This is a genomic window from Peribacillus sp. NPDC097197 (assembly GCF_050278025.1).
Taxonomy (GTDB): Bacteria; Bacillota; Bacilli; order Bacillales; family DSM-1321; genus Peribacillus.
This window is the reverse complement of sequence record NZ_JBNNST010000019.1, coordinates 13796-31918: the sequence shown is the minus strand read 5'-3', so window position 1 is coordinate 31918 and position 18123 is coordinate 13796. Positions and strand designations below refer to the sequence as shown.

Sequence of the window (18123 nt, the reverse complement as noted above, 5' to 3'; positions counted from 1 at the left end):
AGGAGGGAAATATGATTTTATTCAATAAATTCAGAACGTTCTTTAAGTTAGGTGGTCAAATGCAAGTTATGCTTATAGAGGCTTACTGTTACTTAGCGTGGGGAAGATATTTAAAAATGTTGAATTTTTCAAGAGTTGCTCCTACTCTAGGAAAAAGTATGTCTGAAACATCGTGTTCGACTAAGACATCTGATAAACAAACTTTACAAAATGTATCAGCAGCGATTCATCTTATGAGTAGGTATACATTTTGGGAAAGTGAATGTCTTGTAAAAGCAATTGCTGGAATGAAAATGCTTGAAAAAAGAAGGATTGAAAGTACTCTGTATTTAGGGACAGCTAAAGAAAAAACAGGGAATTTAGTTGCTCATGCATGGTTGCGTAGTGGTCCATATTATATATCAGGATCGGAAACGATGAATAAATTTACGGTTGTAGCTTCTTTTGCAAAGGAAAACAGGAATAAAAAGGCTGAAGGTGAATAAAATGGGTAATGCTCTTAATGTAGCCAATATACCTGAAGAATTAAGCTTGTTACTGGAACTTGTGAAAATAGAAAATAATAAAGACATTTTAAAAAGGTTTAATAAAAAAGAGATTGATTGGGATCTTTTTTTAGATCTTACATGGCATCATCGCCTTTTTCCTGTACTATATCCTAAGTTGAAAAAGATAGAAGAACAAGTTCCACCATTCGTTTTAAAAACCTTACAGGCAAAATATCAAGAAAATACTATTCATATGTTGCAATTAACTGCCACCATGATAAATATAAGTCATGCTTTAAGGAACAATCAGATTCGCACCCTCTTTTTAAAGGGACCACTGTTAGGTTTAGAGCTATATGGTGATATTTCGCTTCGGACATCAAGTGATTTAGATTTTCTAGTTCCGCTTGAAGACCTTGGTAAAGTAGAGAATTTACTTATTAGCATGGGATATGTAAAAGATGACTATTTTCAATCTGTATTAGGTGACTGGAAATGGAGACATCATCATATAGCCTTTTTTCATCAAGAAACTAATACGAAAATTGAAGTACATTGGAGATTAAATCCAGGACCAGGAATGGAACCATGTTTTAATGAATTATGGGAAAGGAAAAGGACTAACCTAATCACAAATTCTCCAATTAATTTGTTAGGGAAAGAGGACTTATGCTTTTTTTTGATAACACATGGAGCACGTCATGGTTGGTCACGACTTCGTTGGTTATTAGACATTAAACACTTGTTAGACCAAGAATTAAACTGGTCGGTTTTATCAAAATTACTTAAAAAATATCATTGCCTACACTTAGGTGGTCAAGCAATCATTCTATCCTCTCAACTGTTGGGTGTATCAGTAAAAAAAGAAATGGAATCTATGATAAGAGGGACGCGGGCACAAACATTAGCTCAAGAATCTATATTCTATCTGGAAAGAATGGTAAACCTACATACAGAACCCTTACCTGATGATATTGCACGTTTCCATAAAAAACACTTATATTCTCTGCAGTCCTTTCAACAAAAAACATTGTATATCTTAAGTATAATGTATCCTTACCCGACTGATTTAGAGACATTGCCATTGCCAAAGAACCTTCATTTTTTATATTTTCCTTTACGTCCTTTCTTAACAGTATGGAGGATAACAAAGAAAAGTGCCTATTCTAGGAGGGCAAAGGAATGAAAGAACTCCTATATTTCGCAAAACAAATACATTCATATGCAGGTAAAATCTTATATGTCAATATGATAGCCATGCTTTTAATTAGTGTTTTTGAAGGGATTGGCATTTTTTTATTAGTACCTTTACTTGGTCTCATTGGTGTTGTAGAACTAGGAGAAAATTCAAGATTATCATGGGCTTCTAATTTATTCGATGGTATTCCTGAAATGATAAGCTTACTTATTATCTTAAGTGTTTTTATCGTTTTAATAATTGGCCAAGGTTACTTTCAACGCCAACAATTAATTTTAAATGTTAGGATTCAACAGAGTTTTACAAGGTATTTAAGAGAGGAAACTTATAGGAACCTAATTCAGGCCAATTGGTTTTTCTATCTAAATAAGCGAAAATCGGATCTTATCAATTTAATGACTACTGAAGTGTTTCGTGTGAGTGGAGGAATTAGCTTATTTTTTCAATTTATTTCTTCGTTAATATTTACGATGATTCAAATTGGTTTAGCCTTTTGGTTATCCTATCAAATGACTAGTTTAATTCTCCTATTTGGGTTAGTACTGATGGTTTTCTCAAGAACCTTTTTGAAGAAGTCCCAAACCTTAGGAGAAGAGACCCTTCAAATTTCTCAAAATTACTTAGGGACAATAACTGATCATTTTAATGGGATCAAAGATATAAAAAGCAATACAATGGAACAATCTCAATTAACTAGTTTTCTTAATTTAAGTGAAAAAATGGAGAAGAATTATGTCAATTTCACAAAACTAAACACTCTATCAAGTTTGGTTTATAAATTAGTATCAGCTTTCCTCATAGCATTTTTAGTTTTCTTTTCTTTTAGTTACTTCGAATCACAACCTGCACAAATGCTAATGATTTTAGTTATTTTTTCAAGATTATGGCCTAGAATCACTGGTATTCAATCTAATATGGAGTATTTAGTAAGTGTTATTCCTTCATTTAAGGCGCTAATAAAGCTCAAAAATCAAAGTTCAGAGGCCAAAGAAATCAATACGAGTAATTATCAAAGTATAAAACCATTAAAAATCGAAAAGGGTTTGGAATTTTCTCATGTATCATATCGTTATAATTCAAAAGAAGATTTATATGCGCTCAAAGATATTAATCTATTTATTCCCTCTAATCAAATGACCGCTGTTGTAGGTAGGTCTGGTGCGGGGAAAAGTACATTGATTGATATGATATTGGGTTTAAACCGTCCTGAAAAAGGAGAAATCCTTATAGATCATGCAGCTCTTACTTCCGACAATTTATTATCCTTAAGAAAATCTATTAGTTATATTTCGCAAGATCCGTTTTTGTTTAATGCTACTATTAGGGAAAATCTATTATTAATGAAACCTGATGCAAGTGAAGAACAAATCTGGGAGGCATTACACTTTTCCGCAGCTGCGGATTTTGTAAAACAACTTCCGTATGGTATGGATACCGAAATTGGAGATAGAGGAGTACGGCTATCAGGTGGTGAACGCCAAAGAATTGTCCTTGCTAGGGCCATTTTACGTAAACCAGCAATTCTTATATTAGATGAAGCTACAAGTGCATTGGATACCCAGAATGAAACTAAAATTCAAAAAGCACTAGAGAGCTTAAAAGGTCATATGACTATAGTCGTGATTGCACATCGTCTATCAACCATTTCAAATGCTGATCAAGTACTTGTTTTAGATCAAGGTGAAATCATTCAACAAGGAGGATTCCATGAACTTGCCCAAAATAGAGGATTATTTAACCAACTATTAGGATATCAATTAGAAGTTATTTCTTGAAAAAAATTAGAATAATATGTTAAAACTTTAATATCTTTGTAACGTTTTGTTGACTTGTTCTTTATAACGAACTAAAATAGCAGTATAGTCCTTACAAAATATTGAAAAAGGTGGTTCTATGTCAAACAAATACAATACAATCTATGAAGATCAAAAATCAGCAAAAGAGATAAATGTAAAACAATTATTTGAAATCATTGGTAGGAGATTATGGATTGTTATTATCGTAGCACTATTATTCACTCTCGCAGGCTATCTTAAAACCTTATCAACTACACCTCTATATCAGTCATCCACTAGAATTATCATAGAAGCTAATCAAGATAAAATGAAAACACTTCAAGTAATCATAAAAGATACAACCGTTTTACAAAAGGTTGTTAACGAAATGGAATTACCAATGTCTCCAGAGGCTTTAGCTGGAGCAATAACCGTTACAAGTGTAGAAGATTCTGAAGTTGTAAGTATAAGCGTAATATCATCTGATCCTTATATGGCTGCCGAGATAGCCAATAAGACGGCTCAAGTATTTAAAGAGGAAGCGCCTAATATCGTGAACTTTAAAAAAATAAGAGATTTGTCACCAGCTAAAGTAAACTTCTCGCAAATTAATGGGGACAGGAATGGGACAATTATTAAGAGTAGCATTGTTGGATTAGTTATTGGCATTGGTTTAACATTCCTATTTAATTCTCTGGATTATACGGTCCGTAGTGAGCAAGAAATCGAGGAAACTATAGGGTTCCCAGTTATAGGATGCGTTTCCAAAATGAATAAAAAGAATTCGAATATTAATAAAAAGAATATACAGAAATTCGAGAAGAACTCAGCAAGCTAAACTTACAAAACGCTAGGGTAGAATTGTGAGGCGGAATAAATGTCGATAATTCAACAAAAATCAGGTCATAAACTTAATAAAAGAAATTTGATAGCTTATTCAAGTCCAGATTCACTAATCTCTGAACAATTTAGAACGATTCGAACAAACATCAAATTTTCAGCAATATCGAAAAAAAGGAATATTATCATGATTACCTCACCAACAGCTGGAGAAGGAAAATCAACTACTGCAGCAAACCTTGCAGTTTCGATGGCCCAAAATAAAGAAAAGGTTCTGTTAATAGATGCTAATTTTAGAAATCCTACTATTCACTCGATTTTTAAGATTCCAAATAAAGTCGGATTGACTAATATTTTATCTGATTCAATTCACTCATCACTTGAGAAGACGGTGTACAAAACAGGAATGGGAAATTTAGATGTGTTAACTAGCGGTCCTATTCCCTTCAATCCGGGTGAAATTATAGGTATGACAGTTATGCAAAATTTTTTAACACATTGTGAAGAGCTTTATGATGTGATTCTTATAGACTCTCCATCCATACTGGAATTTACGGACACGAAAATATTGGCGAATTATTGCAATGGAATAGTCCTCGTATTTAATAATGGAAAAACGCAGTTGAAAAATGCTTTAGCAACAAAGAGAATTCTTGAATTTGTTGAAGATAAAATGGTTGGGGTCATTTTAAATTCAAATCCACAAAATTGGCTTACTAAATTATTCAATAGAATCATTTAACTAACCAAATTTTTTTCACTTAGATGTTCTTTATTAAGAACTAATGAACCTTTACATGTAAATAGTATTTGGTGATGTCTCCTTGCCATTATAAATGGAGGCACTCGTTCATGCTGTGGGTTGTAAAACCTTAGACGCCAGTCGTCAAGAGTGTGGGGTGAGGAGGGGTTAAATGCCCTATATTCTATTAAAGTACTAATGCATACAGTTTTACTTAAAACTGTATGCATTAGTACTTTATCGACAAAAAGATAAAAAGAAAAAGTGAGGTGAATTGGTTTGACGTATAAGCAAAGACTATCACTATTTATATTAATAGACTCGTGTATTGTCATATCAGCTATTTTCTTAGGTCGTTTTTTAGTAAATGCTAGTATTTATGTTTTTACGATTCCAATAGTGCTCAGCTCTATTACACTCCTACTCAGCCATCATTTATTTGCCATTTCTTTTCACTTATACAAAAAGGCTTGGGAGTATGCAAGTATAGGGGAATTAGTCATTATTTTCAAGACGGTTACGGCATCAATTTTTATAACAGGACTTGTGCAGGCACTTCTTTTTCAAGACGTTTTTTACCGTTTATTAGCAGTAACTTGGCTACTTCATATGTTGTTGATTGGTGGTTCTAGATTTTTCTGGAGAATGTATAGAGATCAATATTTACTAAAAGATGAAAATAAAAAAAGAACGTTAATCGTAGGAGCAGGATCAGCTGGCACGATGGTTGCAAGGCAATTACTAAAAAATAATGATGTAGATTTATTACCTGTAGCATTTATTGATGATAACTATCGTAAACAAAAGCTCGATATTTTAGGAATTCCAGTAGTTGGAGGAGTAAGCAAAATTGCAAAAAAAGTTGAAGCCTTACATATTGAACATATTGTTATTGCCATTCCCTCGTTAAATAAACAGGAAATGAATCGAATATTTCAAGAATGTGCAAAAACCAATGCGAAAACTCAAATCCTACCTATGTTAGAAGACTTGCTGACAGGAAAAGTATCTGTAAACAAATTTAGAGATGTACAGGTACAGGATCTTCTTGGAAGAGAGCCGGTGGAGCTGGATATCGACGGAATTTCAGAATATGTAACCGAAAAGGTCATCTTAGTCACTGGGGCTGGCGGTTCTATTGGTTCAGAAATCTGTCGCCAAATTGCAAAGTTTAACCCTTCAAAATTAATTCTCCTTGGGCATGGAGAAAACAGTATTTATACAATAGAAATGGAATTAAAAGAGACCTATCAAAACTCTAAAATAGAGTTTATAACAGAAATTGCTGATCTTCAGGATTATAAAAAAATGCTATCAGTCATGGCTACATATCAACCAGATGTCGTCTATCATGCAGCTGCACATAAACATGTACCACTAATGGAACGAAATCCGGAAGAAGCAGTCAAAAATAATCTGATTGGGACGATGAATGCAGCCAATGCAGCCAGTTGGAGTGGAGTAAAAACCTTTGTGATGATCTCAAGTGATAAAGCCGTTAATCCTACAAGTGTAATGGGCTCAACTAAAAGACTCGCGGAAATGACGATTCAGCAAATGAATAAGGACAGTGAAACTAAATTTGTTGCAGTTCGTTTTGGGAATGTATTGGGCAGTCGTGGAAGTGTCATCCCCTTATTCACCAAGCAAATCGAAAAGGGTGGACCCATTACTGTTACACATCCTGATATGATTCGTTATTTCATGACCATTCCAGAAGCTTCTAGGCTTGTCATCCAAGCGGGGGCCCTTGCTAAAGGGGGCGAAATTTTCGTGCTAGATATGGGACATCCTGTGAAAATTGTAGACCTGGCTAGAAACTTGATCAAGCTTTCCGGGCATTCGGAAGAAGATATATCCATAGAATTTACTGGAATGCGACCGGGAGAGAAGCTATTTGAAGAATTGTTAAATAAAGAAGAAATTCATGAACAGCAAATCTACCCCAATATATATGTAGGCAAGACAGGCAAACTTTATTCTAAAGAAATTGAGGATATCATAAATAGTTATTCAGATATGGATAAAGAAGCATTACGAAAAATACTTGTTGATTTGGCCAATGAGCGTATCACCACACCTTCGCTGGTGCCACTCTCAAACTAAGGAGGAATCACCTTGAAAATTAGAAAAGCCATCATACCGGCTGCAGGATTAGGAACTAGATTTCTTCCGGCAACAAAGGCTATGCCGAAGGAAATGTTACCAATTGTTGATAAACCTACCATTCAATATATCGTAGAAGAAGCAATTGAATCAGGCATTGAAGATATTATTATTGTGACTGGGAAGGGGAAACGAGCAATAGAAGATCATTTCGATCATTCCTTTGAATTGGAACAAAACCTTTTCGAAAAGGGAAAGTTTGAATTATTAAAGGAAGTTCAGAAATCTTCTAAGTTAGTTGATATACATTATATTAGACAAAAAGAACCTAAAGGATTAGGACATGCAGTATGGTGTGCGCGTAAGTTTATAGGTGACGAACCATTTGCCGTCTTGCTGGGTGACGATATTGTAGATGCAAAAAAACCTTGTCTACAACAGATGATTGAACAGTATGAAATGTCTAAAGCATCAATTCTTGGAGTACAAAAAGTTTCTAATGAGGAAGTATCCAGATATGGAATTATTGAAGCCAATGAGATTGGAAACCGTTTATACAATGTTACAAGTCTAGTTGAAAAGCCAAAACAAGAAGATGCACCTTCAAACTTAGCTATTATGGGAAGATATATTTTAAATCCTGGAATTTTCAAAATTCTTGGAGACCAACCTCCTGGTGCAGGTGATGAAATTCAATTAACAGACGCAATCAGCCGCTTGAATGAATATGAAAGTGTTTATGCGTATGATTTTGAAGGCATCAGGTATGATGTAGGTGAAAAGATGGGCTTTATTCAAACAACTATTGAAATGGCTCTACAACGTGGGGACTTAAGAGAAAATATATTAAATTACTTAACAACAGTATTGAATCGAGAATTAATTAAATGAAAAACTTGAAATGGATACGGAAAGGACGGTGACTCATGGAGAAGAAAGTCCTATTTTGTGCAACAAAGGATTATCATTTTGAAGCGTTTCACCTACCTTACTTTAAATGGTTTAAAGAGCAAGGATATGAAGTTCATACAGCTGCACATGGTGATTTAGTTCTTCCTTTTGTTGATAAAAAGCATATTATACCCATTCAAAGGTCTCCGATTAAAATTGAAAACCTTAAAGCCTACAAAGATCTAGAAAAGCTCATTGAAAGTAACAACTTTCAACTTGTTCATTGTCACACTCCTATGGGAGGAGTTCTTGCTAGGCTCGCTGGACGGAAAGCAAGAGAAAAAGGAACAAAGATGATCTATACGGCACACGGATTCCATTTTTGTAAAGGTTCTCCTTTAATAAACTGGCTGCTCTACTATCCTATTGAAAAATACTTGGCAAAACTAACAGATTGTTTGATTACAATCAATGAAGAGGATTTTCAACTTGCAAGGAAAAGAAACTTCAAAGCACAAGAGATTAAACATGTTCATGGTGTTGGAGTTGATACAGAACGTTTTCATCCAGTTTCTCCTTTTTACAAATCTGTACTTAGATTAGAGAAAGGGTATCGTGATGATGATTTTCTTATGTTCTACGCGGCTGAATTTAATAAAAATAAAAACCAACAATTATTATTGCGATCTTTTTCCTTAATTAAGGATGAGATACCAAATGCTCGGCTACTATTGGCTGGAGAAGGTCCTTTATTAGATGACTGCCGGAAACTGGCAGAGACTCTAGGTATAAGTGAAAATGTTGACTTTCTAGGTTTTCGGAATGATATTGATGTGTTACTGAAGATAAGTGATCTTGCTGTAGCATCTAGTTTAAGAGAAGGATTACCGGTTAATATTATGGAAGCAATGGCATGTGGGCTACCTGTTGTTGCGGTTAAAAATAGAGGTCACTCTGAATTAGTAAAGAATAACCAAAACGGGTGGCTAATTGATAGAAATGACGAACGTAATTTTACAGAAAAAATCTTAAAGGTTTTTGGCGATAGTGAACTGAGAATAAAATACGGGAAAAACGGTCGGAAAATGATTGAAAATAAATATAGTACAAAAAAAATTCTAGAAGCAAAAAGCGAAATTTATAAATTATATATGATAGATAAGGAGGATATTATGTGGGCAGTCCACTAAGAATCTTACATGTTGTCGTTAATATGAATAGGGGAGGAGCGGAAACCCTTATCATGAACTTATATCGTAATATTGACCGCTCGAAAATTCAATTTGATTTTCTTACATCCAAAGAGGGTGTATTTGATACTGAAATCTTAAATCTTGGTGGTAAAATTCATAGAATTCCATATCTTACCGATGTCGGACATTTTAAATATAAAAAACAATTAGACGAATTTTTCAAGGAGAATCATACCTATAAAGTTGTTCATGCCCACATGGATAAAATGAGCGGGCTCGTTCTTCAATCAGCTAAAAAAGCTGGAATACCAAAAAGAATTTCACATAGTCATAATACACAAAGTGAAGGAAGCTTGGCTGTAAGAATTTACAAATGGTATGCAGGAACATTAATCATGCCCAATGCAACTAATTTTTTAGCTTGTTCGAGACAGGCAGCAAAATGGTTATTTAAAGAAAAAAACAATGCCAATATTTTAAAAAATGGGATTGATTACAATCTTTTTTCTTTCTCATCTGAAATAAGATATAAAGTGAGAAAAGAATTAAATATTGCAAATGATGCATTTGTTTTAGGTCATGTCGGAAGATTTGCTCATCAAAAAAATCATACTTATTTGATTGATATCTTTGCAAATTTTAATAAACAAAAAGAGAATTCCATCTTAATCTTAGTAGGAGATGGTCCTTTACAACCAGAAATCTTAGCTAAAGTTAAGTCTCTTAAGCTAGAAAGTAAAATTAAATTTATAGGGGTCCGTAGTGACATTAATCGAATACTTCAAGCATTCGATGTATTTGTCTTTCCTTCTCTACATGAAGGTTTGCCAGTTTCACTTATAGAAGCTCAAGCAGCGGGGCTGCCATGTCTGATATCCGATCGAATTTCAAAAGAGGTAGATTTGGGTATCAATCTTATTGAATTTCTCCCTATTGATAATTGTTTAGCATGGGTAGCTAATTTATTAGAAATAACATGTCGCAACACGACAAGAACTATTAAATCGGATTCCTTATCTAAACAAGGGTATTCCATATATGAAACAGCCGATAAAATAAAAGATTACTATTTATCAATGACAGGGTGAATCAAAAATGAAAACTTTAACAGTGTTTACACCAACCTATAATAGAGCTTATTGTCTCGGGAAATGTTATGAAAGCTTAGTTCGTCAAAATAATAAAAATTTTATTTGGTTAATCATTGATGATGGATCAACAGATCATACAAAAGAGTTAGTAGCTAGTTGGATAAATGAAAATAAAATTGATATTAAGTATTGTTGGCAAGAAAATCAAGGAATGCATGGAGCGCATAACACAGCCTACAACCAAATAGAAACTGAATTAAATGTATGTATAGATTCTGATGACTATATGGCAGATGGGGCAATTGAAAACATCCTATCATTTTGGCGAAAGCATGGCAGTGCAAAGGTCAGTGGAATCGCAGCTCTAGACGCAACAAGTAATCATCAAATCATCGGTTCAAAGTTACCTGAGAACCTTTTTTCTGCTACTTTATTTGATCTTTACAACAAATATGGTGTTACAGGAGATAAAAAACTTGTTTACCGTACTGATTTAACAAAGCTATATCCTTATCCCATTTTTAAAAACGAGAAATATGTAGGTTTAGCTTATAAATACTATATGCTGGATAAGCAATATGAATTGTTACTTATGAATGAAGTGGTTTGCCATGTTGAATACCTTCCTGATGGATCTTCTCTTAATATGTATAACCAATACCTCAAAAATCCAATGGGCTTTTCATTTTATCGGAAAGAACTAATGAAGTTACCCTTTGGAGGTAATCTTTTTAAATATAAACAAGCGATTCATTATGTTTCTAGCAATCTTCTTATGAAAAACCGGAAACTATTCCTAGAAACACCTAAGAAAGTTTCAACTATATTTGCCTTTCCTTTTGGCTTCTTATTATATGTACTCATTATAAGTAAAACTAGGTCTTAAGTTATTGAAGGGAATTATTTAAATGACCATACTTTGGATGAATCTCGCCATTGTATTAATTTTTTCATACCTAGCAAGGTACTTTTCTACTTATTCATTTATTACACCAACTGGCTTTCAAATTTACAAGCCTAATAAGATATGGGTTTTTGGAGTTGTTTTGTGTCTGGTCTTTATTTCAGGCTTAAGAACAAATATTGGTGATACCTTCAACTACAAAAATATTTATAGAGAAAATGACTTTACATGGGAGTATATCACTTCACAAAAAGATATGGGCTTTGGAATCTTACAGATGATATTAAAGTATTTTTCGGAAGATCCACAGATCATGATCTTTACTACAGCTTTAATAACAAATGTTTTAATAATTGTAGTTCTATATAAATACTCACGTTTTTTCGAGATGAGTACATTTGTATATATTACAGGTGGGTTGCATTTAGTATCGATGAATGGAATACGTCAAGTACTAGCAGCAGCCATTTTTTTCACTGCAACCAAATATTTAATTAATGGGAATTTTATAAAGTATGCTGTAATAGTTCTTATTGCATCGACCTTTCATCAAAGTGCACTTATACTACTCCCTATTTATTTTTTAGTAAGAACAAAAGCTTGGACTAAATCAACTCTAGCTTGGTTAACTTTTTCAGTAATTATCGTCCTGGGTTTTGGTCGATTTACATCTCTATTATTTACAGCTTTAGAAGATACTCAATATAGCGATTATTCAAATTTCAATGAAGGTGGCGCCAGTGTAATAAGAGTAGCAGTAAGTGCTGCACCATTATTAATTGCATACTTAGGCAAAGATAAACTTCGAGATATATTTCCGAAAAGTGACTATATAGTAAATATGGCTTTATTAGGCTTGGTCTTTATGATCATTTCAACACAACAATGGATATTTGCAAGGGTCTCTATTTACTTTAATTTATACCAACTGATTCTAATATCGTGGCTTATTGAGCTTTTTAGTAAAAAGGATCAAAAACTAATATATTATTTAATTCTTGTCTTGTTTTTTATTTTTTATTTTTATGAAAATGTCATCAGTTTAAATATTTTATATAAAAGTGATGTTATAGAAAATTTATTTTGAGGGAGGAGGTGAAAATATTGGATGGGTTAAATTCTCCAAAGAGGATATTACATATTGTAAGTGCAATGGATCGTGGCGGTGCCGAAACGATTATTATGAATATATATAGACATGTAGATAGATAGAAAGAAAATTCAATTTGATTTTATTACCCATTCAAATAATAAACAAGATTTTGAAGATGAAATTATCAGTTTAGGCGGAAAATTATTCAAAACTCCAAGTTTAGGTAAATCCGGACCTATAGAATATCTTAAAAGGTTAGCTAAAATTATGTCCTCTTATCCATACCAAGCCCTTCATGCTCATTCTGAATATCAAGCTGGCTTTTAAGCTTTAGCAGCAATGATGGTTGGAATTAAAATAAGGATTTGTCATTCCCACAGTAATAATTGGTTTAAAGGGAACCATATCAAGAGAAAATTAACTCATAAAGCTCTGATGATATTAAAAGTAATGTTAAAGAATGGCTAAAACTATATGAAGTATTCTGAAAAAGAGGTTTTAAGAATGAAGAAAAAGATCTTGATTACTTCTTTTGATTTGGCAATAGGCGGAGTTGAAAGAAGTCTCATAGGGTTGTTAAATCAAATCGATTATAATAAGTACGACGTCGATTTATTATTATTTAAACATGAAGGAGAATTTCTTTCTTTTATTCCAGACGGACCCATTTTATTGCCGGAAGAACCATCTTATACAACATTTAGAAAATCTATTCATCAAATAATGAAAGACGGTTTTTATCCAATTGCTATTTCTAGAATTATTGCAAAATATACAGGTCTTTTTCATGGAAAAGTAAAAAAGGTTGAAGAGCCAGGTTATTTATCCATTCAATATGGCTGGGAGTTCTCTAATCGTTTGCTGCCAAAACAAAATAAAGAATATGATGTGGCCATAGGTTTTCTATGGCCACATCATTTTATCGGAGATAAGGTACAAGCCAAGAAAAAAATTGGTTGGATTCATACCGATTATTCAAATATTTATGTGAATAAGAAAATAGAGAAGAAAATGTGGGGGAAGATTGATGAAATCGTAGTGGTTTCAGAAGAATGTTCCCAAACATTTTTAAATAATTTTCCTGATTTCAAAGAAAAAACAACAGTAATTGAAAATATTCTTTCTCCAGATTTTGTTAGAGAACAAGCGATGGTAGAGATTCCAAAAGAAATCATTAAACTACCTGGTAAAACGATATTAGTAACAGTGGGCCGTTTAACACATGCAAAGGGTTTAGATGAAGCAGTAAGGGCATGTAAAGAATTGTTGATGGAGGGATTTGATATTGAGTGGTATGTAATTGGTTATGGACCTCTTGAAAATGAATTAAAAAATTTGATCAAAGAGTTGGGTGTAGATAAACATTTTATTTTATTAGGAAAGAAAACTAATCCATATCCGTATATTGAAGCTTGTGATATTTACGTTCAACCTTCACGTTATGAAGGTAAAGCGGTAACAATTCGTGAAGCACAAGTGCTGGGTAAACCAGTAGTGATAACTAATTTTCCTACCGCTAAAAGTCAGGCGATAAGTGGTGTTGATGCTTTAATTACAGAGTGCGGTAAAGATGGAATTGTTAGAGGGCTTCGGAAGATAATTAAGAATGAAGAATTGCAAAGGACATTGATATCGAATGTTCTTTCTAGAGATTACGGAAACGAAAATGAAATAAATAAAATCTATCGTTTATTTGAAGTGTAATAATAAATGAGGGGGATAAATTCTAATGGCAATACTAATAACCGGCGGAGCTGGATTCATAGGAAGCCATACATGTGTTGAGCTCTTGAATAAGGGCTATGATATTATTGTGGTTGATAATTTTTCTAATAGTAAACCGGAATCCTTAAAGCGTGTTTGTGAAATAACAGGGAAAATAATTAAGATCTATCAGGTCGACCTTTTAAATCGAGATCTTTTCGAGAAGGTGTTTATAGAAAATAAAATAGATGCCGTTATCCACTTTGCTGGACTTAAAGCAGTAGGAGAATCAGTCGATTATCCTCTCAAATATTTTAAAAACAATATTGCGTCAACCATTATTCTTTGTGAACTCATGCAAAAATACAAAGTAAAAAAACTTGTATTTAGTTCTTCTGCTACTGTTTATGGGATGCCAGAGAGTGTACCCATTTCAGAAGATTTTCCTTTACAAGCATTGAATCCATATGGAAGAACCAAGTTAATGATTGAAGCAATACTTCAGGATTTATATATATCAGATAATGAATGGAGCATTTCAATTCTAAGGTACTTCAATCCGATTGGTGCTCATGAAAGTGGAGAGATAGGTGAAGATCCTTGTGGAATTCCTAATAATCTGTTGCCATATATCACTAAAGTAGCCGTAGGAGAATTAAAAGAACTTCAAGTTTTTGGGAAAGATTATCCAACTATCGATGGTACAGGTGTCAGAGACTATATTCATGTAGTCGATCTTGCACACGGTCATGTATTAGCACTTGATAAAACTCTAAAAGCATCTGGAGTAAATATCTATAACCTTGGTACTGGAAAAGGTTACAGCGTCTTAGAAGTCTTATCAGCATTTGAATCAACAACAGGTGTTAACATTCCATTTAAAATTACACAACCTAGACCAGGAGATGCTGCAGTCTGCTATGCTGATCCTTCGAAAGCCGAAAATGAATTGAACTGGACTGCAAAGAGAAGCATCAATGATATGTGTCGAGATTCTTGGAGATGGCAATCTCAAAATCCTAATGGATACAAAAAGAAACAAGAAATAGAAAATCCTCACTTGGAACAAAGTGAGGATTTTTTAATACAAAATAAATAGAAATGGTGAAAAGAATGGAACAAGAAGAACTAAATAAGGAAAAGTTCAAAAATCTATTATTACATGCATACAAATTGGGTACGGAATCAGAAAACATGAATGTTTCTAATTTAATAGAAGAAATCAAACAACAATTAGTTGTTTCAAACCGTAAATAAATCCGCTGGAAGTGAAAATATGAAGAGAATGTTTGATTTATTCATATCAATCATTTTATTACTATGCTTAAGCCCACTAATCTTATTTATTGGTGTCTTAATAAAGATTAGACTTGGATCACCTATTCTTTTTAAACAGATGAGACCAGGTCTAAACGGAACTCCGTTTTATCTTTACAAGTTTCGTTCCATGAATAATCAAAAGGATGATAAAGGGAAACTTCTTCCAGATCATTTGAGATTAACTCCATTTGGTAACTTACTTAGAAAGTTCAGCCTAGATGAATTGCCTCAGCTAGTTAATGTTGTTAAAGGAGATTTAAGTTTAGTAGGGCCACGTCCGCTTTTAATGGAATACCTTCCGTTATATACAGAAGATCAAGCTAAACGTCATCATGTTCGCCCTGGTATTACTGGATGGGCACAGATAAATGGACGAAATGCAATAACATGGGAAGAAAAATTCAATTTGGATGTTTGGTATGTAAATCATCGTACATTCCTACTAGATATTAAAATTTTATTATTCACGGTATACAAAGTGATTCAATCTGAAGGGATAAATTCAGCAACACATGTAACCATGAGTCCTTTTAAGGGCTCAGCTAGTAACGAAAGAGAGGAGCAGAGATGAGAATTGTAATAATTGGAGAAGGCGGTCACAGTAAAGTTATAAAAGACATAATAGATTCAATTAAGGGCTATGAGATTATTGGATTTTTAGACGACAAATTTGAACAAACACTCGTTAAAGAACATCTTTTTTTCGCACCGCTTTCAACGGTATCTAATTTACTAGATCATTTCACGGATATAAAGTTCATTATCGCAATAGGTGACAACCATGTTCGGAAAAAGATTGTTCATGAAATGAATATACCTGACTCTTTTTATGTAACGTTACAGCACCCTTCTTCAATTATTAGCTCTAGTACACAAATAGGTGTAGGTACAGTAATCATGCCATTTTCAGTCATTAATGCAGACGCTAAAATTGGTCGTCATTCAATTATCAATACTGGTGCTGTGATTGAACACGATAACAACATTGGAGACTTTGTACATATATCACCTCATGCTACATTAACTGGTTCTGTCAAGGTAGAAGAAGGAGTCCATATTGGTGCCGGCTCTACACTAATACCGAATGTGGAAATTGGAGAATGGTCCGTAATCGGAGCTGGAGCTACAGCTATTAATAACATTCCACCTTATAGTTTAGCTGTCGGTACTCCAGCCAGGTTGAAAAATGAAATAGGATTAGGAGGTGTGTAAAGTGTTAAATGCTACTATTAAAAAGCGGATTTTCCTTTCATCACCACATATGAGCGGAAATGAACAGAAGTATATTAAAGAAGCTTTTGAAACAAATTGGGTTGCACCAACAGGACCAAATATTGATGCTTTTGAAAAAGAATTAGCAGAAAATGTAGGAGTGAAAGAAGCCGTTGCAGTCAGTTCTGGAACTGCAGCGATTCATTTGGCTCTTTCTTTATTGAATGTGAAGAAAGGAGATTCAGTTTTTTGCTCAAGTCTTACATTCGTTGCAACTGCAAATCCAATTCTGTATCAGAATGCTGAACCTATTTTCATTGATTCAGAGCCGGAAACTTGGAATATGTCACCACTTGCCTTAGAAAAAGCATTTACAGAAGCTGCTAATTCAGGAAAGCTTCCAAAGGCTGTAATCATTGTGAATCTATATGGTCAACCCGCTAAAATGGATGAACTGCTAACAATCTGTAATCAGTATGAAGTTCCAATAATTGAAGATGCAGCAGAGTCACTTGGAGCCACTTATAAAGGAAAAGCCAGTGGTACATTTGGAGACTTAGGTATTTATTCATTTAACGGAAATAAAATCATTACAACCTCTGGCGGGGGAATGATTGTTTCTAATAATACTTCAGCAATGGAACGAGCTCGGTTTTTAGCCACTCAAGCAAGAGATACAGCCCCTCATTATCAGCATAGTGAATTGGGTTACAATTATCGAATGAGCAACATTCTTGCAGGAATTGGGAGAAGTCAACTAGAGGTGTTAACGGATAGAGTAAAAGCCAGAAGAGAAATTTACAATCTATATTATCAAGAAATGGCTTATCTACCTGGAATTACATTTATGCCCGAATTAGAAAATACCCAATCTAATCGGTGGCTGACAGCATTGACAATGAATGAAAAAGAAATAAAGATTCCTATACCTGAACTACTAAATTTTCTTGAAGGAGAAAATATTGAGGCACGACATGTCTGGAAACCACTTCACTTGCAACCTCTTTTTAAGAATTACAATTACTATCCTCATACTAAAGAAACTGATGTTTCTCAACATCTTTTCAAGACGGGTATCTGTCTGCCATCTGGGTCCAATATGACCCATGACGATCAACTGAGAGTAATTCATTCAATAAAAAAAGCATTAACATAAAGAATGGTTACACTCCATTAATCCATTACTCTAATTGGTAAATGGAAAAAACATTGAAGAGGTAAACATATGATTGGAAAAAATATTTCAGAGTTAAGAAAGAGAAGAGGTTATACCTTATCTGAACTTGCTCAACAGGCAAAAATTTCGAAGTCTTATCTAAGTAATATAGAACGTAACCTTAATAAAAATCCCTCATTGCAAGTTATGGAGAAAATTGCGAACGTATTAAATGTTGACTTCGTAACACTACTAAAACAAGAAACTACCAAGGTTAATCCATGCTACTTAGAAAAAGAATGGATAGATTTTGTGGAGGAACTAAAAAAAAATGGTCTTAAAAAAGACCAAATAAAAGAGTACAAACCGTTAATTGAGTTCATTAAATGGCAAAATAAGAGGGATTAATT

At 33.6% G+C, this 18123-nt stretch carries 18 protein-coding genes; all 18 read left to right on the top strand.

The window, feature by feature from the left end; genetic code table 11:
* The first annotated feature begins 11 nt into the window (after positions 1-11).
* Entirely contained in the window at positions 12-485 is a 474-nt protein-coding gene (locus tag ACQKL6_RS18405) for a lasso peptide biosynthesis B2 protein (protein WP_427651712.1), read from the top strand.
* Between the two features lies 1 nt (position 486).
* The gene (locus ACQKL6_RS18400; protein ID WP_427651711.1) at positions 487-1674 is read left to right on the top strand and encodes a nucleotidyltransferase domain-containing protein; all 1188 of its coding nucleotides are present in this window, start codon (positions 487-489) and stop codon (positions 1672-1674) included.
* Entirely contained in the window at positions 1671-3461 is a 1791-nt protein-coding gene (locus tag ACQKL6_RS18395; RefSeq protein ID WP_427651710.1) for an ABC transporter ATP-binding protein, read from the top strand. Before ACQKL6_RS18400 ends, ACQKL6_RS18395 begins: the two co-directional genes overlap by 4 nt.
* Before the next feature lie 118 nt (positions 3462-3579).
* A complete protein-coding gene (locus tag ACQKL6_RS18390; RefSeq protein WP_427651709.1) occupies positions 3580-4299 on the top strand; it encodes a YveK family protein in 720 nt (239 codons plus the stop codon).
* Positions 4300-4338: 39 nt separating this feature from the next.
* The gene (locus ACQKL6_RS18385) at positions 4339-5043 is read left to right on the top strand and encodes a CpsD/CapB family tyrosine-protein kinase (RefSeq protein WP_427651708.1); all 705 of its coding nucleotides are present in this window, start codon (positions 4339-4341) and stop codon (positions 5041-5043) included.
* 279 nt (positions 5044-5322) lie between these two features.
* Complete coding sequence (locus ACQKL6_RS18380) at positions 5323-7149, top strand: polysaccharide biosynthesis protein (RefSeq protein ID WP_427651707.1); 1827 nt, start codon at positions 5323-5325, stop codon at positions 7147-7149.
* 12 nt (positions 7150-7161) lie between these two features.
* Entirely contained in the window at positions 7162-8040 is an 879-nt protein-coding gene (gene galU / locus ACQKL6_RS18375) for a UTP--glucose-1-phosphate uridylyltransferase GalU (RefSeq protein WP_402988671.1), read from the top strand.
* A 35-nt stretch (positions 8041-8075) separates the two neighbouring features.
* Positions 8076-9230, top strand: a complete 1155-nt coding sequence (locus ACQKL6_RS18370) for a glycosyltransferase family 4 protein (protein WP_427651706.1) — start codon at positions 8076-8078, stop codon at positions 9228-9230.
* Positions 9215-10321 carry a glycosyltransferase family 1 protein gene (locus tag ACQKL6_RS18365; protein ID WP_402988677.1) on the top strand — a complete coding sequence of 369 codons (1107 nt, stop codon included), beginning with the start codon at positions 9215-9217 and terminating at the stop codon, positions 10319-10321. Before ACQKL6_RS18370 ends, ACQKL6_RS18365 begins: the two co-directional genes overlap by 16 nt.
* Before the next feature lie 7 nt (positions 10322-10328).
* A complete protein-coding gene (locus ACQKL6_RS18360) occupies positions 10329-11210 on the top strand; it encodes a glycosyltransferase family 2 protein (RefSeq protein WP_427651705.1) in 882 nt (293 codons plus the stop codon).
* Positions 11211-11232: 22 nt separating this feature from the next.
* Positions 11233-12315: an EpsG family protein gene (locus ACQKL6_RS18355; protein WP_427651704.1), complete on the top strand. Its 1083-nt coding sequence runs from the start codon at positions 11233-11235 to the stop codon at positions 12313-12315.
* Positions 12316-12825: 510 nt separating this feature from the next.
* Positions 12826-14025 (top strand): glycosyltransferase, encoded by a 1200-nt coding sequence (locus tag ACQKL6_RS18350; RefSeq protein WP_427651702.1) that lies wholly within the window; start codon positions 12826-12828, stop codon positions 14023-14025.
* A gap of 25 nt (positions 14026-14050) precedes the next feature.
* Positions 14051-15124: a UDP-glucose 4-epimerase GalE gene (gene galE, locus ACQKL6_RS18345; RefSeq protein WP_427651701.1), complete on the top strand. Its 1074-nt coding sequence runs from the start codon at positions 14051-14053 to the stop codon at positions 15122-15124.
* Positions 15125-15138: 14 nt separating this feature from the next.
* Complete coding sequence (locus ACQKL6_RS18340; RefSeq protein WP_427651700.1) at positions 15139-15282, top strand: hypothetical protein; 144 nt, start codon at positions 15139-15141, stop codon at positions 15280-15282.
* 19 nt (positions 15283-15301) lie between these two features.
* Positions 15302-15916 carry a sugar transferase gene (locus ACQKL6_RS18335; RefSeq protein ID WP_427651699.1) on the top strand — a complete coding sequence of 205 codons (615 nt, stop codon included), beginning with the start codon at positions 15302-15304 and terminating at the stop codon, positions 15914-15916.
* Positions 15913-16557: an acetyltransferase gene (locus ACQKL6_RS18330; protein WP_427651698.1), complete on the top strand. Its 645-nt coding sequence runs from the start codon at positions 15913-15915 to the stop codon at positions 16555-16557. Before ACQKL6_RS18335 ends, ACQKL6_RS18330 begins: the two co-directional genes overlap by 4 nt.
* 49 nt (positions 16558-16606) lie before the next feature.
* Positions 16607-17713 (top strand): DegT/DnrJ/EryC1/StrS family aminotransferase, encoded by a 1107-nt coding sequence (locus ACQKL6_RS18325; RefSeq protein ID WP_427651727.1) that lies wholly within the window; start codon positions 16607-16609, stop codon positions 17711-17713.
* A 69-nt stretch (positions 17714-17782) separates the two neighbouring features.
* Positions 17783-18121 (top strand): helix-turn-helix domain-containing protein, encoded by a 339-nt coding sequence (locus ACQKL6_RS18320; protein ID WP_402988698.1) that lies wholly within the window; start codon positions 17783-17785, stop codon positions 18119-18121.
* The last annotated feature ends 2 nt before the right edge of the window (positions 18122-18123 follow it).